This window comes from Streptomyces sp. TRM68416, from assembly GCF_014596915.1.
Classification (GTDB): domain Bacteria; phylum Actinomycetota; class Actinomycetes; order Streptomycetales; family Streptomycetaceae; genus Streptomyces.
Window position 1 is genome coordinate 19517 of sequence record NZ_JACVWU010000018.1, and the last position, 20594, is coordinate 40110.

The 20594-nt window shown below is 72.8% G+C and carries 16 protein-coding genes; 9 read left to right on the forward strand and 7 right to left on the reverse strand.

Translation table 11 applies throughout. The features are described 5' to 3' along the window. The first annotated feature begins 200 nt into the window (after positions 1 to 200). Together thrS and ICC28_RS26470 are read left to right on the forward strand one after the other, a co-directional pair. Entirely contained in the window at positions 201 to 1436 is a 1236-nt protein-coding gene (gene thrS / locus ICC28_RS26465) for a threonine--tRNA ligase (protein ID WP_188291227.1), read from the forward strand. Positions 1437 to 1477: 41 nt separating this feature from the next. Further along, complete coding sequence (locus ICC28_RS26470) at positions 1478 to 2443, forward strand: nucleoside hydrolase (protein ID WP_188291228.1); 966 nt, start codon at positions 1478 to 1480, stop codon at positions 2441 to 2443. Positions 2444 to 2542: 99 nt separating this feature from the next. On the opposite strand, the gene ICC28_RS26475 is transcribed toward ICC28_RS26470, so the two are convergent. Beyond that, complete coding sequence (locus ICC28_RS26475) at positions 2543 to 3478, reverse strand: LAETG motif-containing sortase-dependent surface protein (protein WP_188291229.1); 936 nt, start codon at positions 3476 to 3478, stop codon at positions 2543 to 2545. A 439-nt stretch (positions 3479 to 3917) separates the two neighbouring features. On the opposite strand from ICC28_RS26475, the gene ICC28_RS26480 reads away from it, so the two are divergent. Beyond that, entirely contained in the window at positions 3918 to 4721 is an 804-nt protein-coding gene (locus ICC28_RS26480; protein ID WP_188291230.1) for a carboxypeptidase regulatory-like domain-containing protein, read from the forward strand. 13 nt (positions 4722 to 4734) lie between these two features. Here the strand turns inward: ICC28_RS26480 and ICC28_RS26485 are convergent, their stop codons facing one another. Next, positions 4735 to 5184, reverse strand: coding sequence for an FxLYD domain-containing protein (locus ICC28_RS26485; RefSeq protein WP_188291231.1), 450 nt, complete (start codon positions 5182 to 5184; stop codon positions 4735 to 4737). A gap of 172 nt (positions 5185 to 5356) precedes the next feature. Here ICC28_RS26485 and ICC28_RS26490 point away from each other — a divergent pair, with 172 nt between their 5' ends. Continuing rightward, positions 5357 to 5854 (forward strand): hypothetical protein, encoded by a 498-nt coding sequence (locus tag ICC28_RS26490; RefSeq protein ID WP_188291232.1) that lies wholly within the window; start codon positions 5357 to 5359, stop codon positions 5852 to 5854. A 107-nt stretch (positions 5855 to 5961) separates the two neighbouring features. Next, positions 5962 to 8253: a helix-turn-helix transcriptional regulator gene (locus tag ICC28_RS26495; protein ID WP_188291370.1), complete on the forward strand. Its 2292-nt coding sequence runs from the start codon at positions 5962 to 5964 to the stop codon at positions 8251 to 8253. Positions 8254 to 8497: 244 nt separating this feature from the next. Here the strand turns inward: ICC28_RS26495 and ICC28_RS26500 are convergent, their stop codons facing one another. The 4 genes from ICC28_RS26500 to ICC28_RS26515 all read right to left on the reverse strand — a co-directional run bounded on the left by ICC28_RS26500 (position 8498) and on the right by ICC28_RS26515 (position 12247). Beyond that, the gene (locus ICC28_RS26500) at positions 8498 to 8875 is read right to left on the reverse strand and encodes a DUF6479 family protein (protein WP_188291233.1); all 378 of its coding nucleotides are present in this window, start codon (positions 8873 to 8875) and stop codon (positions 8498 to 8500) included. A 178-nt stretch (positions 8876 to 9053) separates the two neighbouring features. Further along, entirely contained in the window at positions 9054 to 10379 is a 1326-nt protein-coding gene (locus ICC28_RS26505; protein ID WP_188291234.1) for a lipase family protein, read from the reverse strand. A 198-nt stretch (positions 10380 to 10577) separates the two neighbouring features. After that, positions 10578 to 11486, reverse strand: coding sequence for a Fic family protein (locus ICC28_RS41145; protein ID WP_262928499.1), 909 nt, complete (start codon positions 11484 to 11486; stop codon positions 10578 to 10580). A gap of 32 nt (positions 11487 to 11518) precedes the next feature. Further along, the gene (locus tag ICC28_RS26515) at positions 11519 to 12247 is read right to left on the reverse strand and encodes a hypothetical protein (RefSeq protein WP_188291235.1); all 729 of its coding nucleotides are present in this window, start codon (positions 12245 to 12247) and stop codon (positions 11519 to 11521) included. Positions 12248 to 12478: 231 nt separating this feature from the next. On the opposite strand from ICC28_RS26515, the gene ICC28_RS26520 reads away from it, so the two are divergent. The 3 genes from ICC28_RS26520 to ICC28_RS26530 all read left to right on the forward strand — a co-directional run bounded on the left by ICC28_RS26520 (position 12479) and on the right by ICC28_RS26530 (position 16684). Continuing rightward, positions 12479 to 14680 (forward strand): MMPL family transporter, encoded by a 2202-nt coding sequence (locus tag ICC28_RS26520; protein WP_188291236.1) that lies wholly within the window; start codon positions 12479 to 12481, stop codon positions 14678 to 14680. A 94-nt stretch (positions 14681 to 14774) separates the two neighbouring features. Then, a complete protein-coding gene (locus ICC28_RS26525) occupies positions 14775 to 16007 on the forward strand; it encodes a sensor histidine kinase (RefSeq protein ID WP_188291237.1) in 1233 nt (410 codons plus the stop codon). Beyond that, a complete protein-coding gene (locus ICC28_RS26530; protein WP_188291238.1) occupies positions 16004 to 16684 on the forward strand; it encodes a response regulator transcription factor in 681 nt (226 codons plus the stop codon). The genes ICC28_RS26525 and ICC28_RS26530 overlap by 4 nt, the downstream gene beginning before the upstream one ends. Positions 16685 to 16745: 61 nt before the next feature. On the opposite strand, the gene ICC28_RS26535 is transcribed toward ICC28_RS26530, so the two are convergent. Continuing rightward, positions 16746 to 17711 (reverse strand): glycoside hydrolase family 11 protein, encoded by a 966-nt coding sequence (locus ICC28_RS26535; protein WP_223189537.1) that lies wholly within the window; start codon positions 17709 to 17711, stop codon positions 16746 to 16748. Positions 17712 to 17998: 287 nt separating this feature from the next. Between ICC28_RS26535 and ICC28_RS26540 the strand changes: the two genes are divergently transcribed. Continuing rightward, positions 17999 to 20545: a hypothetical protein gene (locus ICC28_RS26540; RefSeq protein WP_188291239.1), complete on the forward strand. Its 2547-nt coding sequence runs from the start codon at positions 17999 to 18001 to the stop codon at positions 20543 to 20545. Positions 20546 to 20594: the final 49 nt, after the last annotated feature.

A 20594-nucleotide genomic window follows, 5' to 3' on the forward strand; every position in this document is an offset into this window, starting at 1 on the left:
GGGCCCCGAAAAACGCCTTGCGTCCGCAGCCGGGTCCGTTGCTACGGTCGGGGCATGCAGCGCGCTCCCCTGTCTCTCACGACGACGCCGGACCCCGTCCCGGCGCGCTGACAGCTGACCTGTTCCGAAGCCCCGGGTGAGTGCCCGGGGCTTCGCGCCGTCCGCCCCCGGTTTCTCGCCCCCGAGCGAGAGAGCCCACCATGGACGCCCTTGCCGCCACCGCACCCGACCACCGCCGACTCGGCCGCGAACTCGACCTGTTCGACACCGACCCCCTGATGGGCGCGGGCCTGCCGTACTGGCTGCCGGCCGGCGCCGTCGTACGGCACGAGCTGGAGGAGTACGTCCGCGAGACCGAGCGCGCCGCCGGGTACCGGCACGTGTACTCGCCCGTCCTCGGCAAACGCGAGCTGTACGAGATCTCCGGTCACTGGTCCCACTACAGCGAGGACATGTTCCCGCCGATGGAGCTGGGCGCCGAGGAGGTCGTCCTGCGCCCCAGCCTCTGCCCCCACCACGCCCTCATCTACCGTTCCCGCTCCCACAGCTACCGCGAACTGCCCCTCCGCATGGCAGAGTTGGGCGGCATGTACCGCTCCGAGCTGTCCGGCGTACTCGGCGGCCTCACCCGGGTGCGCGCCATCCAGCTCAACGACGCGCACGTCTTCTGCACCCTGGAGCAGGTGGCCGAGGAGGCCCGCTCCGCCCTGGAACTGATCCGCCGGGCCTACGCCGATCTCGGCATCCGCGCCGCCAGGTACCGGCTCTCCCTGCCGGGAGAGGGCGGCAAGTACGTGCCCGACCCGGAGCTCTGGCGCCGCGCGACCGCCCTGCTGCGGGAGGTGCTGGAGGGCTTCGCGTACGACGAGGAGGAGGGCGAGGCCGCCTTCTACGGTCCCAAGATCGACGTACAGATCACCGACCCCGCCGGTCGCGAGTCCACCCTCTCCACCGTCCAGATCGACTTCCACCAGCCCGAACGCTTCGACCTGCACTACATCGGCGCCGACGGCGCGAAGCACCGACCGGTCATGGTCCACCGCAGCGTCATCGGCAGCGTGGAACGGGCGGTCGCCCACCTCGTCGAGGCCCACCGCGGCGCCTTCCCGGTCTGGCTCGCGCCCGTACAGCTCGCGGTGTTCCCGGTGTCGGACGCCCAGGTCCAGCAGGCCGAGGCGGTCGTACGGCGGGCCCGGGCGCGGGGCCTGCGGACCGAACTCGCCGGTCCCGGTGACGGCAGCCTGGGGGCCCGGATCCGGGCGGCGCGGCTCGTGCCGTACCAGGCGGTGATCGGGGAGCGGGAGGCCGACGGCGACCTGGTGGCCGTACGGCTGCGGGACGGGCGCAGGACGGGAGCCGTGCCGGTGGAGGAGCTGCTCGGCCGGATCGCGGGCCGGGCGGCCGATCGCGCGTCGGAACTCTGGGGGCCTGCGTAGGGTCGGGTCCGTATCCGCCCCACGCGACGAGAGGATCCACCGTGACGACCGGTCAGTCCATTCCGGTGATCATCGACTGCGACACGGGTGTCGACGACGCCCTGGCCCTGCTGTTCGCCGTACGGCACCCCGGTCTCGACGTGCGTGCGGTGACCTGCGTGGCCGGGAACACGGACGTCGACGGTGTCGTCCGCAACACCCTGACCGTGCTGGAGCACGCCGGGGCGGGGGACATCCCCGTCGCGCGGGGCGCCGAGCGGCCGCTGATCGAGCCGGTGCGCACGGCCGACCACGTGCACGGGCGGGACGGCCTGGGCGACCTCGGTCTCCCCGCGCCGACGCGGGTCCCGGTGGACGTGGACGCGGTGACGCTGCTGCGCCGGGAGATCCTGGCCTCGCCGCGGCCGGTGACGCTGATCCCCATGGCCCCTCTGACGAACATCGCCCTGCTGCTGCGTACGCACCCCGAAGTGGTCCGGAACATCGAGCGGATCGTCTTCATGGGCGGCGCGGTGGCCGCCGGGAACGCCACCCCGGTCGCCGAGTTCAACGTCTGGCACGACCCGGAGGCCGCCGCGATCCTGCTCACCGCCGGGGTGCCGATCACGATGTACGGCCTCGACGTCTTCACACAGGTCCGGGTCGGGGCGGCCGACGTCCAGCGGCTGCGCGCGAGTGCGGAACCGAGTCTCCGTCTGGCCGGTGACCTCCTCGCCCACCGCGACCCGGCCACCTCCGGCGACCCCACCCCCACGGGCGCCCTGGGCGACGCGGGTGCCGTCTGCGCGGTCGTCGACCCCGGCGGCCTGACCACGGAACTCCTGCCGGTCGAGGTGAGCCTGGCCTCCGGTCCCACCCGCGGCCAGACGGTCGTCGACCGCCGCCCCCACCCCGGGGAGTCCGAGATCCACGAGGGCGAACGCGAACAGACCTTGGTGGACGTGGCGTTGGGCGTGGACGCGGAGCGCTACGTGAAGCTGTGGCTGTCGACGGTGGAGGGACCGTAACGCCCCCGTCCCTCAACGGAATAGGCAGATGTGGGCCGGTTGTCCGCCTGTTCTACGGCGTTTTCCCGGCCCACATCCGCCACTTGCCGTTCCCGGGACCTACGAACGGGCCGAGCGCCTGCGCTTGGTCGCCAGCACGATCGCGCCGCCGCCCGCGAGGAGCGCCGCCGCGCCGATGGTGATCGGGAGGGTGTTGCCGTCGGCGCCCGTCTCGGCGAGGTCACCACCGCCGCCGCCGTTCGGGGTCGGCGCCGGTGGCGTGGTGGACTCCGGGGCGGACGGGGTCGGGGTGGGGCTGTCCGTGGACGAGCTGGGCTCCGGCTCCTCCGGGGTCTCCGACGGGGGCTCCGACGGCGGGGCGGGCTCCGTCGGGGTCGGGGGCGGCGTCGTGGGCGCCGGCGGCTCCTCGGGCTTGGGCTCGCAGTACTTCGTACCGCCGTTCCAGGCCGCGATCAGCTTGTCCTTGATGACCGGACGGTCCGGGCCCTTGGGCAGCTCACCGTGCTCGAAGCCGTCGTTGGCGTCGAGGTTGCCGTCGTACTTCACGGCGCCCCGGTAGAGGTCGATCTGCGCGTAGCAGCCCGCGTCCGGCACCGCGATGTCGAGGGAGTCGGTCTTGCCCGGCTTGACCGTGACCGTGTCGAAGTCGACGAAGACCTGCTCGCCGGAGGTGGCGAAGGTCGGACCGTGGGCGAGGTAGGAGGCGAGCGAGGCGGTGCAGGTGGTGGCGTTGCCCGCCGTGCGGACCTGGATGTGCACCTTGCCGTCGTCGGTCGGCTTCAGGTTCTGGTCGTCGACCTTGACCGAGTCGAAGAAGTCGGTGCCGTTCAGCGAGAACTGGCAGCGGTCGGTGGCGGTCTCGGTGCCCGCGCCCGTACCGGGCTTGTAGTGGCCGCCGGAGTTCCAGCCGTGACCGCCCGGACCGCCGGTGGCGAAGGCGCCGGAGGCTCCGGCGACACTGGCGGCGCACAGGGCGAGCGACACGGCGCCCGTCCCCAGCACACGTCGGGCGATGACACGTCTCGCTATGGACATGCGGTTCCCCATCTTGATGCGAGCAGAGCCCGGGTGACGGCAGGCGGGCAGCGCGCCACGACGGCGGGGCCGTGCCGTTCCGGGGGGTGGTCGAAGGAACACTGGGCCCATTGGTCACATGCGCCACAGCGTGAGGCCCATGGTGGTCCTGGCTGTTGCCCCTGTCAACCAGCGGGAACGCGCCGGGAGTTCACAGAAACTCACCATTCCGCCACACAGGGAATCTTCTACTCCGCTAGTGGCGGCCGCACGGTCGCACGGCCACGCGTCGGTGCGGTCTCGCCGACCCCGCCGACCCGACCCCCGGCCTGGGCGCATCGGGGTGTTAGGCCGTACAGCCGAGCCGCGCGCGTCACGGGGCGTCACTCCGGGGGACACCCCGTGAGAATCGAACGCAGTGATGTCGTGCCGTCGACGTGTGCGAGGAGCTCTGCCGACCATGAGCAGGTCCGGGAAGTCCACCGCCCGCTACGGGATCGCCTGCGCGCTGCTCGCCGCGCTGGCGGTGACGCCGGGAACGGCCTCGGCGCACGGGGGACGTGAGCTGTGGGGTGCCGTTACGGTCGCGCCCGGGCGGGAGGGGATCGTCGAGGTCGCCGGATACAGCGGGGACCGCCTCGGCCCCGGGTCGGTGCTGACGCTCACGGCGCCGGACCGCGCCCGGGTCACCGGGACGCCGCTCGACGGCGGTGGCTACGAGGGGGCGGTCGCTCCCGGCGGGCGCAGTGCCACGTACACGTTCACCGGCGCCTCGGAGGGGGCGCCGTGGGAGGACCGTACGTTCCCGTTCGTGCTGGCGGTGCCCGTGGACGCGGTGCCGGGGACGCGGCTGGCCGGCTGCGCGATGGAGCTGACGGACGCGAACGGGGCCCCGAAGGACCGCGGTGCCTGTGCGGTGACCGTGGGCCTGCCCGCGCCCACGCTGTCGCGGCCCCTCTCGGGGGTGCCGTTGGGCGGGCTGCCCGAGGTGGGCGGGACCGCCTATCCCGGCACTCAGGTCACCGTCAGGGACGCGGCGGAGAACGAGGTCTGTACGGCGACCGCCTCCGCAGCCGACGGCGCCTGGTCCTGCGTACCCGACCGGCCGCTCGCCCCGGGCCCGGGGCTGCTCCAGGCGACCGCGACGCTGAACGGCGTGAGCGCGGTGAGCGAGCAGATCGCGGTGACGGTGGAGGGGACGCCGGCTCCTGACGGCGCGGGGGAGGCGCTGCCGGGGCGCGACGGGATCAACGGCGGGGCGTGATGCGGGACTTCGGTCAGTACCGGACCGCCCGTTCCACCTCCGCCTGCACCTCGCCGCCGAGGTCGCGGTTGCTGCGGGCCGTGGCCTTCTTCGACTCCCCGGCGGGGACGTCGGAGACGGTGACGAGGACCGTGTCCCGGCGGTTGCCGTCCGGGTCGGTGAAGTCGACCTGCACGGTGAAGGACTTGGTGGAGTCTTCGGTGTTCTCGGCGGTGATCTCGGCCGTGACACGGCCGTCGGACGTGGATGTGTCGCCCACCGTCACGTCGTCCTTGGCGTCGACGCCGTTCTTGATCTCGTCGAACTTGCGGTCCGCCTCGGACGCGAGGGACTCCGCCGCGGACTCGGCCCTGCTGGCGACGCTCTTCGGGGTGTCGTCGTCGGAGCAGCCGGTCAGAACGGCCGACCCGGCCAGTACGGCGGCGGCGACGACGGCCAGTGAGCGGTTCCGGTAGCCGGGCATGGCGCCTCCAGATGTCTGCGTACGGCACGGGTTCCTCCATTGAAGATCCGCACACCTCCACCCGCACGCCGACCAGTCACTCGTTCGGCCCCCTCCCGTGGTGGGCGCCCCGGCCCGCGCGGAGGGTGGTCGCAACGACGCACGACAGGCACGACAGGAAGCGGGGCACGCCATGACCCAGCAACCGCACGCCACACAGCCGCCGACCGGCGAACAGCAGCCCTCCCGGGCGTGGGACGAGACTCACCGCACGGCCCCTGCCGCCACCGCCCCCGACACCGGCTGGCAGACCGGCGGCCTGGTCTTCGCCGGTGTCCTGATGCTCGTCAACGGTGTGGTGGCTGTCCTCCAGGGCATCTCCGCGCTCGCCGCCGACGATGTGTACGACGTCGTCGGCGACTACGTCTACAAGATCAACCTCACCGGCTGGGGCGTCATCCTGCTCTGCCTGGGCACGCTGGCCGCGGCGGTCGGCGCGGGCATCCTCAAGGGCGCCTGGTGGGCACGGATGGCCGGTATCTTCCTGGCCTCCCTCGGCATGGTCTTCCACTTCCTCTTCCTGCCGTACCAGCCCGTCTGGTCCGTCCTCATGGTCGCGATCGACTTCTTCGTCATCTGGGCCCTGGCGACGGCGCCGGGCGAGGTCAAGCCGACCGACCGAGCCGACTGAGGTCGCCGTCCCGTCCGGCGGATTTCCGTGCGCCGTTCACGCACGGCAGTCGGTTGACTACCCTTTGTCGGGTGGTGGACGTCTACTGGGGCGGCGGCGGGGGCGGCATGGGATTCGGCTTCGGGCAGCGGCGTGGTGGGCAACTTCCGGTGGAGCTGACGAGTTTCGTCGGGCGGGCGGACGAACTCGATCTGATCCGGGCGGCGTTGGGGCGGTCGCGGCTGGTGACGCTGGTCGGTCCGGGGGGTGTCGGCAAGAGCCGAACGGCGTTGCGGGCGGCGGGACTTGCCGCGGAGCGGTTCGCGGACGGGGTGCGGCTGGTGGAGCTGTCCGCCCTGCACGACCCGGAGTTGATCCCGGCGACCCTGGCCGGGGTGCTGGAGCTGCCCGAGCAGTCCGGGATGAGCCCGCTGGACGCGGTCGTGGAACACCTGCGCGACCGGCGGCTGCTGGTCGTCCTCGACACCTGCGAGCACCTCGTCGACGCGTGCGCGATGCTCTGCGACATCCTGCTGCGCGAGGCGGCCGGGCTGAGCGTGCTGGCCACCAGCCGCCAGCCGCTGGACGTGCCCGGCGAGCACTGCGTACCGATTCCGCCGCTGCCCGCCGAGGACGCCGTCGACCTGTTCGTGCAGCGGGCCGCCGCGGTGACCGGCAACGGCACCCTCACCCCCGCCGACCGCGAGCGCACGCTCGCCCTGGCCGACCGGCTCGACGGCATCCCGCTCGCCCTGGAGCTGGCCGCCGTACGGCTGCGCGCGGTGCCGCTCACGGAGCTGGTCGCCCGCCTCGACCGCCGCTTCGAGGTGCTCACAGGCGGCAGGCGCACCGCGCTCAGCCGGCACCAGACCCTGCGCACGGCGATCGGCTGGTCGCACGAACTGTGCACGCCGCAGGAGCGGTTGCTGTGGGCGCGGCTCTCGGTCTTCGCGGGGCCCTTCCGGCTGTCCACCGCCGAACAGGTCTGCGCAGACGCCGAGTTGACCCCCGAGCAGGTCGTCGAGGCACTGATCGGGCTGGTCGACAAGTCCGTCGTGCAGCGCATCGGCGAGGACGGCGGCCGCTACCGGCTGCTGGACACCATCCGCGAGTACGGCGCCGACATGCTCACCCGCACCGGCGGCGCCGACGCCGTACGCCGTCGCCATTTCGCCTTCTACGAGGAGCTGGCCGGACGGTTCTGGGACGAGTTCGTCAGCCCCGCCCAGGTCCGGCTGCACCGGGCGGTCGGCGAGAACATCGCCGACATACGGGCCGCCCTGGAGTACGGTCTGGCCGCCGAGGACCTGGCGGCGGACGCGCTGTGGCTGGCCTCGCGGCTCATGCCGCACTGGCGGGCGGCGGGCACCCTGTCCGAGGGCCGGTACTGGATCGACAAGGGCCTGGACCGCACCCCGCAGGACTGCCCCGAACGGGCCTGGGGGCTGTTCATGACCGGCGAGAGCGGAGTGTGGACCGGCGACCTGGAGACAGCGCTGGAACGCTTCCCGCAGGCCCTCGAGGTGGCCCGGCGGGCCGGTGAGGGCCGGGTGGAGCTGTTCGCCGAGGCCTACCTGGGCGCCCTGTCGGCGCTCGGCGGGGACGTGGAGGCGGGCTTGGCCGCCTTCGAGGAGTCCCGCGCCCGCATCCTCGCCACCGGTGATCTCCTCGGTATCGGCGTCGTCCACTACGAGGGCGCCCTGCTGCGGGCCGTGCTCGGCGACACCGACGGCGCCGTCGACCTGTGCCGCGCCGGGCTCGCCCACCTGGAGGGCACCGGCGACCGCCAGCTGTACGGCTCCACCCTCGCCGCGCAGGGCGTCGTCCTGGCGCTCACCGGGCGGTACGAGGAGTCGGCGGATCTGCTGCGCCGCGGCCTGGAGGCCGCCAGCGAGATCGGCGAGGTCCTGGTGGCCGCCCTCGCCTGCCTGGGCCTGGCCTGGCACGCGGCCCGGCAGGAGCGGTACGTGCGGGCCTGCTGGCTGCTGGGCTACGCCGAGCACGCGCGGCGGCTGAGCGGTGACCCGGTGACGCTGCTGCCACGGCTGCTGGAGGAGCAGGAGGCGGTGCGCGAGGAGGTCCGCGCCGCGCTGGGCGCCGAGGAGTTCGAGCGCTGGCGGGAGCGGGGCGCCCGGATGTCGGGACGCCAGGTCCTGGACGCCGTACGGGCGGATACCGACGAACTGCCGGGCGAACCGGAGGAGCGGCGGTCGCGGGCGGCGGCCGGGGGGCGGGCGCTCACCGACGTACTGACCCGGCGCGAGTGCGAGGTCGCCGCGCTGGTGGCGCGCGGGCTGTCCAACCGGGAGATCGCCGAACGCCTGGTCATCTCCAAGCGCACGGTCGACGCGCACGTCGAGCACATCCTCGCCAAGCTCGGCATCACCTCGCGCACGGAGATCCCGGCGGTGCGTACGTAGGTATCCGGGGGCCGGGGGATTAGGTGTACCGATCTTCACCGGAATGTGCCGGAGCACCCCCCGGGGCACGCCAAGCTGGAGGTGCCGCCGGGGGGCGGAGGTGCGGGTCGCCGGCAGTGCTGGTCAACCCCACGGCTGTCATGGCAAAGGCGCCCGGCACACACCTCCCCGGCGGCGACACCCCCGAGCGGGGCTGCCCCTGGTCGGCGGGGCAGCCCCGTAGGGCCATCGCCGCTGATCGCCGCTAGACGTGGCCGAGGCCGCCGCTGCCGAAGGACCCGCTGGATCCGGGCAGCCAGCGCCTTCGGCGCTGGTCCTTCCCCGTTCTGCTTCCGGAGTGGTGGAGCTGGTAGGGCATGAGCCGCTCGCGGCCCTCGGCGTGCGGGACCTCGTCCGGCTCGCGCATCTCCCTGATCTCGTGGACCGCACCGCCCGCGGGCAGCTTCGGCTGCTCCTCCGGGCTGGGGTGCGGCAGCTCCCGGTCCATGACCCGCATGCCGAACCGCACGGCCCACACCAGGGCGCCGGCGATGAACAGGCCACCTGTGAAGGCGGCGATCACGTTGAGTACCTCACTCGACGTGGCCGCTTGAGCCGCTGCTACAAACGTCGTCGTACTCATGTCCCAATTATCTCAGAATCGCCAGAATAAGCGCCTCCTGCGGCGGGTGCGGCGACCTCTCTCAGCGGGAGGGGTGGGGCTGCCTCTCCTCCGCCAGGGCCACGGTCGCCCCGACCGCCGCCCCGAGGAGGGCGGCGATCAGGGTGGCGTGGCGCAGGGGCGGCGGGGTGGCTCGGGGTTACGGCTGGATCGGCATGGTCCAGCAGTTGGAGCGGGCGGGCTCGCCCTTCAGGCGGTCGGTCAGCCAGGAGACGGCGGCGCTCTGGTCGGCGAGGAGGGGGGTGGCGTGGTTGAGGAGGCCGCTGCCGGTGGGAGGCAGGAGGACGGCGTCGTACGTGACGTTCGCGCCCTTGGCGCACCAGTCGACGGCGAGGCGGCGGGACTGGGCGTGCGGGACGAGGTTGTCGCTGACGCTGGTCGCCACGCGGACCGGTCCGGACGGCTTGAGCCTGCCGATGCGCTGGGCGTCCAGGAACGAGGTCAGGGCGGGTGTCGCGGCGATGATGTCGCTGACGGTCCGGCCGTCGGTGGTCCACGCGGTGCTCTTGGCCCTGTTGTACTTGAAGATCGCGTCGCCGACGCACATGGTCGACAGGTCGGCGAGCGCGGCCTTGCCGGTGGCGTTGAGGTGGGCGTCGGCGATGGGCTTCAGGGACGGGTCGGACTGCAGGAAGCCGTTGATCGACCAGCCCAGGGCGCCCGCCAGGTCGCTGCCGTCGATGGCCCGGGTGACCTCGGTCAGGTCGGCGGGGGGTGCTCCGGCGTACGTTCCGGCGAGGTTGACGTCGGGGGCGTAGGACGGCTGGAGTTCGGCGGCGGCGGCGCTGGCCCCGCCGCCCTGGCTGTAGCCGAAGAGGCCGACGCGGGAGGCGGCGGTGATCGTGGCCCCCTCCACCGAGCGGGCGGCACGGGCGGCGTCGAGCAGGGCGTGCGCCTCGTCGACGCGGTTGACGTAGGTGTGCAGCCGGTCGGTCGCGCCGAGGCCCGCGTAGTCGGTGACGACGACCGCGGCGCCCTTGCCGAGGAGCCGGTAGACGGCCAGGTCCTCGTAACCGACGGAGACGGTCTCGCCGTTGAACCGGAACGGGTGCTCCAGGCCGAGCGAGGCGGCGCACTGGTCGCCCTGCCCCAGGGTGCCGGGCGCGAGCACGACCAGTGGGCGGGGGCCGCCGCCCTTCCAGGCCGCGGTCGGCTCGATGTAGGCGCCGGTGACGGCGACGGGCTTGCCGTTCGAGTCCGTCGACTTGTACATCAGCCGGGTCGCCCTGCCCGGGAGCGGCCCGTTCAGGCTGGGCAGGCTGAGGGCGAGCCTGAGCGGCTCGGTGCGTACGAGCGTGCCGTCGGCGGCGGGCAGGGTGGCGGGCGGGTTGTAGAAGGCCGGGATGGTGACGCCTCGGGACACCACCTCGTCGGCCGCCGTGGCGGCGGTGCCGGTGACGGCCTGGGTGGCCAGGCAGGCGGCAGCGGCGACCGCTGCGGCCAGGAGCCGTCTGCGTACGGGCATGGCGAACCTCCTGTGGAGCGGCGGGCAGGAAGGTGCTCGGGCGCGCTGTGTCGTCCCGACAGCGCGCCTGCGCCACAAGGGATGTGGCTCGCCAGGGACCGTACCTACCGGGGGGTTACCCGGGGTACTGGCCGGTAGGTTACGGTTCGGTAATTTGACTCAGTGTCTAATGAGGGGCGCTTCGCCCGGCTTGATCCGTCACACACCGCGCATACGGGCCCGCCTCCGGGAGGCCCGCGCGAGGACCCCGACCAGCAGCGCGAGATCGGCCGCGCCCGCCGGGTCGTCGGCGTACCGGGTGGTCTGCAACGGGCCCACCTCGTCCAGTACGACACCCTCCCGGGCCAGCACGAAGGTGAGGGCGAGCAGGGCGGAACGGGCGTTGCCGTCGGCGAAGGGGTGGAAGAACGCCACGTCCAGATAGGTCCGCGCGGCCCGCGACGCGAGCGGTATGCCCGGTTCCGCGCTGCTCTCCAGGCAGCGGGCGAAGTCCGAGGCGGTCTCCGCCGTCAGCCCGTACCGCTCCCGCCCGCCCTTCGCGTAGGCGTCCCCCGTCCGGAACGGCACCGCCCCCGTCCCCAGGACCATGCCCTGCCAGCGGGCCAGCGTGGTGAACGTCAGCGGCCTGCGCGCGGCGGCATCGACGCGTACGAGGGCGTAGGCGTCCCGCAGCCGCCCGGCCCGCTCCGGATCCCGCCGCCGCACCGGCCCCTCGCACCAGGCCACGAACCCGTCCACGACCGGCGCCATGTCCCTGGCCCGGGCCCGGGACATGGCCCCGACGCCAACTCCGGCCCCGACGCCGGCCTCGGCCCCCGCCCCGACGCCGGGCTCGGCCCCCGCCCCGACGCCGGGCTCGGCCCCCGCCCCGACGCCGGGCTCGGCTCCGGCTCCGGCCTCAACTCCGGCCCCGACGCCGGCCCCGGCCCCCGCCCCGACGCCGGCCCCGGCTCCGGCCTCAACGCCGGCTCCGGCCCCGGCCTCAACGCCGGCCCCGGCCCCGGCCTCAACGCCGGCCCCGGCCCCGGCCCCGACCCCCGCCCACCCGACCCGCTCCCTGACCTCGCACCAGACGGCCAGCGAGTCCTCCGCCTCAACCGTGGTCATGCGGCGCCTCCGTGGCCGGTGAGTTCTCCGCTTCAACTGCGGTCATGCAGTTCCTCCAAGTCGCTGTGTTCCCGGTGGTCGCGGTACGGCAGCCGTCCCGTCAGCGCGACCGCCAGCCGCTCGCCCACGGTGTCGACGACGGCGGGCTTCGGGGTGGTCCAGCTGGCGAAGCGACCGCCGACGGCGTCCAGGACCGCCGCCGCGGCCTCGGTGTCGTTCATGCCGGTCGACATGAGGAACCAAAACAGCGTCACCTTGCACAGCCCGTACCACCCGCACTCCGCGTTCGTACGGTCCACGACCAGGGTCACCAGCCGCACCGCGGCCCGCTCGACGTGCCAACTGCGTGCCTCGGCGTCGGCGTCCGGCGGGGGCGCCAACTCGGCGAAGCGGTCCGCGAGTTCCTCCAGCCACTCCCGCCACTCCAGCAGCGCCGCCACGGCCCGCGCGGTGGTCTCGTCCGGCGTGGTGACGGAGTGCGGGGCACAGCACCAGCTCCAGACGATCCCACCGCCGCCGCCCTCGCCCACGCCCCACCGCCAGTGCCGGGCCCACAGCCCGTACCGCCCGACGAAGAGGGCGTTCAGCAGTGCCTCGCTGCGGTACTGGACCTCCCGCGGCTCCTGGCCCGGGTACCGGACCGGCAGGACTTCCTTGGCCAGCAGGAGGACTTGGGCCTTCTCGTCCTCGTCCCACTCGAAGGAATTCCGGGCCGGGTCGACCTGGTCCCAGGTCAGTATGTAATCGAGCCAGTTCTGCACCGGCCCATTCTTCCGTCGCGTCGACCGGCTCCGCCTCCGATTTAAGCGACAGGCCATGGGGATGAGGGGATGGCCGGCGCCTAGTCCCCGAGGCGGATTCGCCGCCCCCCGCGTACTGCGTTCTCAGTACGGGAGAGTGTCGGCAGCCGGACGACGACAGGACGGGGGTGGCGCGGAGAGCCTTGGGGGACGTTCGGTATCCGGCCGACCTTCCCGTGGAGACCTCCTGCCGTGGCTGATTTCCTTTATCGACTGGGCCGTCTGGCCTTCCGACGACGCTGGTACGTCGCCCTGGTCTGGGCGGCCGTCCTGGCCGCCGTGGGACTGGGGGCGGCCAAGGCGCCGGGCGCCGCCGACGAGGAGTTCTCGATGCCCGGCATCGAGTCGCAGAAGGCGTTCGACCTGCTGGAGGAGCGGTTCCCGGGGACCACCGCCGACGGCGCGACCGCACGCGTCGTGTTCGTCGCACCCGGCGGCGAGAAGGTCACCGCGGCCGAGAACAAGGCGGCCGTGGAGGCGGCGGTCGCCGAGCTCGGCGACGGCTCGCAGGTCGCGAGCGCCAGCGACCCCTTCACCTCGGGCGCGGTCAGCCAGGACGGCACGACGGCCTACGCGACCGTCACCTACCAGGTCACCCCGACCGACCTCACCGACGCCAGCCGTACGCACCTGGAGGACGCCCTCCACCAGGCGCAGGAGTCCGGGCTGACCGTCGAGGCCGGCGGCGACGCCGTCAGCGAGGAGGGCGGCGCGGGCGGCGCGGCCGAGGTGATCGGCGTCGCCATAGCCGCCGTCGTCCTGCTGGTGACCTTCGGCTCGCTGGCCGCCGCCGGGCTGCCGCTGCTCACCGCGCTCATCGGCGTCGGCGTGAGCATGGCCACGATCCTGGCGCTGGCCAGCACGCTCGGCCTGTCCACCACCACCGGCACGCTGGCCATGATGCTGGGCCTCGCGGTCGGCATCGACTACGCGCTGTTCGTCGTCTCGCGCTACCGCGAGGAACGGGCCAGAGGGCTGGCCCCCCACGACGCCGTCGCCCTCGCCACCGGCACGGCCGGCTCGGCGGTCGTCTTCGCCGGCCTGACCGTCGTCATCGCGCTGGCCGGTCTGTCGGTGGTCGGCATCCCGATGCTCACCAAGATGGGCCTGGCCGCCGCGGGCGCGGTCGTGGTCGCCGTACTGATCGCGCTGACGCTGGTCCCGGCCCTGCTCGGCTTCTGGCCGAACGCCGTGCTCTCGCGCAAGGCCCGCCGCACCGGCCGTACCGAGGACACCGCCCAGGACAACGGCGGCACCCGCTGGGCCCGGTTCGTGCTGCGCCGCCCCCTGCCCGTGCTGCTGCTCGGCGTGGTGGGGCTCGGGGCGCTCGCTGTGCCGATGACGGACCTCCAGCTGGGCATGCCCGGCGACGAGGCGAAGTCCACCTCCACCACCGAGCGGCGGGCCTACGACGCGCTCGCCGAGGGCTTCGGGCCCGGCTTCAACGGACCGCTGACCGTCGTCGTGGACGCGCAGGGCGCCGGGGACCCGCAGACCGCCGTGGAGGGCGTCGCCAAGGAGATCGGGGGGACGGACGGGGTCGTCTCCGTCTCGCCCGCCCGCTTCAACGAGGCCGGTGACACCGCCGTCCTCGCCGTCGTGCCGGCCACCGCGCCGACCGACGAGAAGACCAAGGAGCTGGTGTCGACGATCCGCGGCGAGCGGCCCGCCGTCGAGTCCGGCACCGGGGCGACCTTCGAGGTCACCGGCACCACCGCGCTCAACATCGACATCTCCGACAAGGTGCAGTCCGCGCTGGTGCCGTACCTGGTCGTCGTGGTCGGCCTCGCCGTGATCCTGCTGCTGGTGGTCTTCCGGTCCGTCCTCGTCCCGCTCAAGGCGGCCCTCGGCTTCCTCCTGTCGGTGCTCGCGGCCCTCGGCGCGGTCGTCGTGGTCTTCCAGCAGGGCCACGGCGCGGAGCTGTTCGGCGTCGACCAGACCGGCCCGATCATGAGCCTGATGCCGATCTTCCTGGTGGGCATCGTCTTCGGACTCGCCATGGACTACGAGGTCTTCCTCGTCTCCCGGATGCGCGAGGCCTACGTCCACGGCGAGAGCCCCGCCCAGGCGGTGACCTCCGGCTTCCGCCACAGCGCCCGGGTCGTGGTCGCCGCCGCGCTGATCATGATCGCGGTGTTCGCCGGGTTCATCGGCGAGAGCGACTCGATGATCAAGATGATCGGCTTCGGGCTCGCCTCCGCGGTCCTCCTCGACGCCTTCGTCGTCCGCATGGCGATCGTCCCCGCGGTCCTCGCCCTCCTTGGCGACCGGGCCTGGTGGCTGCCGGCGTGGCTGGACCGGATCCTGCCCCGGGTCGACGTCGAGGGCGAGGGCCTCTCCCGCCCGGCGCCGACGCACGACGCGCCCGCCGAGAAGGAGGTGGCGCGGGCCTGAGCCGACGGCAGGGGCCGCCCGCGCGCAGGACCCGGGCGGCCCCTCGCCGACCCGTCGTCCACCATGGACAGCAGCCCCCGACCGAGAGAACACGATGAGCAGAAGCCTGGAGCGGTACGCCGACCGCTTCGAGGAGTACGCGGAGCGCTATCCGCGGGTCGTCGACGTGATGACCGTGGTGGCGCTGATCGGCTGCGCGGTGCTCGGTACGCAGCTCAGCATGCCCGGCGCCGAGCTGCCGGATCCGGGCAAGTTCGCCGAGGTCCTGCTGGGCCTGACCTGCCTGGTCCTGCTGAAGTACCGCACCTGGCCGCGTACGGTCGTCGCGGTCACCGCGCTGGTCACGGTGACCGCCGTCCTCCGCGGCTACCTGCTCACCCCGCTGCTGCTGGCCCCGCTGCTCGCCGCGATGTACTGGATGGCCGCCCTGTGCGAGCGCAGGACCGTCCGGATCTGGGGCGGCGTCATCGTCGTGGCGATGGTGACCGCCAACGTGATCGCCGACTCCATGGACGGCCTCTCCCTGGTCCTGCGGGTCATCGGCCCCGTCTTCTGGCTGGCGCTGCCGCTGGCGGCGGGCAGCATGTCCCGGCTGCGCCGCGCCTACCTGGAGGCCGTGCAGGCCCGCGCCGAGCACGCCGAGCGCACCCGCGAGGAAGAGGCCCGGCTGCGCGTCGCCGAGGAGCGGATGCGGATCGCCCGCGAGCTGCACGACGTCGTGGCCCACCATCTGGCCCTGGCCAACGCCCAGGCCGGTACCGCCGCCCACCTGGCCCGCAGCAACCCCGAGCAGACGCGGAAGATCCTCGACGACCTCACCGGCACCACCTCCTCCGCGCTGCGCGAGCTGAAGGCCACCCTGGGACTGCTGCGGCAGGACGACGTCCCCGACAGCGAACGGCTGGAGCCCGCCCCCGGCCTCGCCCGTCTCCCCGACCTGCTCTCGGTGTGCGCCTCGGCCGGGCTCGACGTCACCGTCACCACGGAGGGCGTGCCGCGGCCGCTGTCGCCCGGGGTGGACCTGACCGCGTTCCGGATCGTGCAGGAGGCACTCACCAACGTCTCCAAGCACGCCACCGCCCGCACCGCCCACGTCCGGTTCACCTACGCCGACTCCCGGCTGATCGTCACCGTCAGCAACGAGGGCCCGGCCGCCGCCCCCGAGGCGCCCCGGACCGGCGGCTTCGGGCTGGTGGGCATGCGCGAACGCGCCCAGTCCATCGGCGGCGAGCTGTGCGCGGGGCCGCGCCCCGAGGGCGGCTTCGAGGTCACCACCGCGCTGCCGCTCCAGCCGCCCGCCACCGCCGTGGAAAGGGAGACGCCGTGACCGTACGGGTGCTGCTCGCCGACGACCAGGCCCTGCTGCGGGCCACCTTCCGGATCCTGATCGACTCCTGCGAGGACATGCGGGTCGTCGCCGAGGCCTCCGACGGGCGCGAGGCCCTGGAACTGGCCCGCGCCCACCGCCCGGACGTCGTCATCATGGACATCCGCATGCCGGGCACGGACGGCCTGGCCGGTACGTCCGCGATCTGCGCCGACCCGGAGCTGGCCGCGACCCGGGTGCTGATCCTCACCACCTTCGAGACCGAGGACTACGTCGCCCAGGCGCTGCGGGCCGGGGCGAGCGGCTTCCTCGGCAAGGACGTCACCGCCGACACGCTGCTCGCCGGCATCCGCACGGTGGCCTCCGGCGACGCGCTCCTGTCCCCCTCGGCGACCCGCTCCCTGATCACCCGCTTCCTCACCGGCCCCGCCCCCGGCACCCACCTCGCGCCCCCGGGCGCCCTGGCCGAACTCACCGTCCGCGAACGCGAGGTGATGGCCCTGGCCGCCGAGGGCAACTCCAACGCCGAGATCGCGGACATCCTCACCCTCAGCCCGCTGACCGTACGCACCCACATCCACCGCGCCATGACCAAGCTCCACGCCCGCGACCGGGCCCAACTCGTCGTCATCGCCTACCAGACGGGCCTGGTGCAGGCGGGTCCGCAGGGCGCGTGAGCCACCCGGCGGCACGCGGACGTGGCGCGGCGGCCCGGGGCCACCGCGCCACGAACGCCCGTCAGCCCGCCGTGCAGGAGACCGTCGGCCAGGTGTAGTTGCCGTTGTGCTGGATGGTCACCCCCCAGTTGTTGCCGTTGCCGTTGGGTTTCGCGGTCAGGACCTGGGCGCTGGGATAGCTGGCGCTGATGTTCCAGGTGGAGAGGATCTTCGCGGGGGAGGGCACGTTCATCGTCACGGTCCAGTTGCTGGAGCCGGAGACGGAGACGTTGAGGTTGTAGCGGTCGCTCCACTGCTGTCCGGCGGACAGGGTCGCCGTGCAGCCGGTGTTGCCGCCACCGCCACCGCCGCCGCCCGAACCGGTGCCGCCCACGATGATGTTGGAGCTGCCGCTGCTCTGGTAGCCCTCGGTCGCCATGATCATGTAGTAGTTGAAGCTGCCGAGCGGCATCCCGGCGCGGGCCCAGGCGTCGAAGTGGTTGCCGGTGGTGATGGTCCCGCCGGTCCGCTTCTGCTGCCGCACGCTCCAGTACTGGTCGAAGGTCTTGTTGCCCTCGACGGACGGGGCGTTGTACCGCGTGGTCTTGTAGATGTCGTAGGTGCCGCCGTCGGTGGTGACGGTGCCCTTGAAGGTTCCGGTGGGACGGTAGGTGCCCCAGTTGTCGACGATGTAGTACTCGACGAGCGGGTTGGCCGTCCAGCCGTAGAGCGTCAGGTAGGCGTTGCCGGACGGGTTGAAGGTGCCGGAGTAGGTCACGGTCCGGCGCGAGCCGTTGGCCCAGCCCTTGCCGGCGACGAAGTTGCCGGTGTTGCGCCACTGGGTGCTGTAGTTGCCGCCGGCGGCCAGGTTCATGGAGACGGTGCCCGGGGCGTCCGTCCAGAACGAGTAGTAGTAACCGTCGGTGTCCGTCCCGGTCCGGTTCCTGTCGACGACCGTGTCGGCGTGGGCGGTCCCCGCCTGCGTCAGCGCGGCCACGGCGATCAGCAGCATGGTGCAGATGCTGCTGATCAGCAGTCTGGGTTTCATGCGCGTGCTTCCTCCTCGTCCAGAGAGGTCGAGCTCCGTGAGCGCGAGTGTTGGCCTGGGCACGTCAAGTGTCAATGGTTTCGGTCGATGTTTCGAAATGTTCGGCGAGTCGGAGAGCAGGTAGCCAGGGCTCTTCAGAGGCCGGCGGAAGAGTGGCGCGCTTCAGTCTTGCTGTCTTGCGCTTCGAAACTTTCGACGATTTACCGGATCATTCCGGCCGTGCAGCGACGTCCTTACCGAGCCTTAAAGTGTGCTGATCAACAAGACGGGCCAGGGGAGGGCTTTTGATGTCCGGTTTTCGGGGTGTTCGCGGGCGAAGACGCGCCGCCGCGGCGCTGGGCGGTGCGGGGCTGACCGCGTCGCTGCTGCTCGCGCCCACGTCGACGGTGTCCGCCGAGGAGCGGCCCGGCACGGTGGGGGCGGCGCCGCGCAGCGCGCCGAGCGCAGAGTTGGGCAACGGCGGTCGGGTCGACCTCGTCGACGGGCGTGACGTCCGCATGACGGCGGACGGCACGGAGGGCCGCTACTCGGTCGCCTCGGTGGACGGCACGGTGTCCGTGCGGCCGGCCGGGAAGTCCGCGGCGGACCGCAGGGCCGCGCGCCTCGCGCTGCCGGCGGGCGACGCCGGGAAGAGGACGTACACCGCCGGGAACACGGCGTACGCCACCTCGTCGACGTACTCGGTGAAGCTCACCATCACCAACGCCGACGTCGTGACCAAGAGCTTCTACGTGTGGGACCGCAAGACCTGGGCGTCCTACCCGGTCGACAGCGGCGCCTCCTACAACCCCTCCTCGACCGTGAAGCTGCCGCCGGGCGACTACTTCGCGGTCGCGCTGCACCAGGACTGGCAGCGGCCGGGCTACCTGCTCACCCGCACCTTCTCCGTCGGTACGGCCGGCAAGACGGTCACCTTCGACGAGCGCGCGGCCAAGGAGACCGCGGTCCGCACGGACGACACCACCGCGACCCGGGAATCCGCCGCGGTGTGGATCAGCGTCCCGGGTGGTGACCTCGCGGGCTTCGCGGGGGCGGGCCCCGACAAGGTGTACGTCACGCCGTTCTCGGTGCCGGGCGTCTCGCTGCGCCTGCACGAGGTGCTCACCCGGAAGGGCTCCTCGGCGAACGTGCCGAGCCCGTACCGCTACGACCTCACGCACAGCTTCACCGGCACCGTCCCGGCCACGCCCGTCAAGACGGTGAAAAGGTCGACGCTGGCGAAGACCGTCACGAAGGTGGCCGCCCCGGGCACCCGCACGACGGCCTACCTGCAGAGCGTCCCCTCCTTCGGCGAGTGGACGGGCGTGTACATCGGCGCCTCCGCCCCGGTGGCCGCCTCGCTCACCGAGTACATGACCCCGGGCGTGACCTACAGCCGCCTGCTGAACCACGGCCCCGGCGACGCAACCCTGGACCTGCCCGACCGCACCCTGTCCGCCGGCACGAACGCGGGCGAGACCGTGGGCGCGGCCCCGCTGCAGCCGGTGCGCCGGGAGTGGGGCGGTTCGCAGCGCAACGCCGGGAAGATCTGGCTGTACGAGCCGCACGTCTTCGGCGACACGGCCGGCCACCGGGGCCTGGACGGCCGCGCGACGTACTCGTACCGGCTCGCCTCCGCCGCCGGTGTCACCTACGCCCAGGCCGACGGCCTCGACGCCTACGACACGCTGTCGTCGGCCGCCCTGCCCAGCGGCTCCACGGTGTACACCCTCGACCAGACCGTCCACCGCCGGGTCCCGTACTCCCGCCTCGGCACGGACGTCCACAGCCTGTGGACGTTCCGCTCGGCGTACGCCTCGGGCAGGGAACTCCCGCTGATCGACACCCGGTTGAACGTCCCCGGCCTCAACGGCTACGGCCGCGCCGCCGCCGGCGCGCTGCGGATCGAGGCGAGCGCCACCACCCGCGACACCGAGGCGTCCGAGGCCAACACCAAGGTCACCGGGCTCGCCTACACCACCGACGACGGCAGGACCTGGACGGACCTGGACGTCGCCGCCGACGGCTCGGCCACCCTCGACGTCCCGGCCACCGCCTCCTACGTCGGCCTCCGTGTCACCGCCTCCGACGACCTGGGCGGCAGCCTGCGCCGCACCCTCGGCCGCGCGTTCGCGGGCCCGGCGGCACAGGGCGACGAGAAGGCCGGCGCGACCCGTGTCTCCGGCATCGTGGTCAACGGCGGCAAGCCGGTGAAGCTGACCGACCAGCCCCTGCAGGACTTCACCGCGGAGTTCACCGCCACCGACCCCTCGGGCATCGCGAGCGGCGACATGTACCTGTACAAGGGCGCGTACGGCAGCCCCAGCGCCGTCCTCTACGGCACCTGGCCCGCCTCCTGCACCAAGGTCACCGAGACGACCTCCACCTGCCGGGCGCAGTTCGCCTACATCCATCCGCGCTGGAGCCTCGGCCGGAACTCCTTCGCCGGCACCTGGAAGCTGGCCGCCTGGGCGGAGTCGGCGGACGGTACGGGCCTGGTCGACCTGCACGCCGCCAAGTCGGTCCCCGTGCTGCGGGACGCGAGGCTGACGGCCAACGCCGGCCCCGAGCCGGTGACCAAGGGCAAGACCCTCACCATCACCGGCAAGCTCTCCCGCGGCGACTGGGAGACCCTCGGCGGCTACCGCGGCTACTCCGGCCAGTCGGTGAAGCTCCAGTTCCGCAAGAAGGGGGCGACTGCGTACACGACCGTGAAGACGGTCACCACCTCCAGCACCGGAAAGCTGACCGCCACGGTGAAGGCCTCGACGGACGGCTACTGGCGCTACGCCTTCCCGGGCACCACCACCACGGCGAAGGCCACGGCCGGCGGCGACTACGTCGACGTACGGTGATCTGACGGCACTTGGCCCCCCTCGCCCGAGCGCGGCGAGGGGGGCCAAC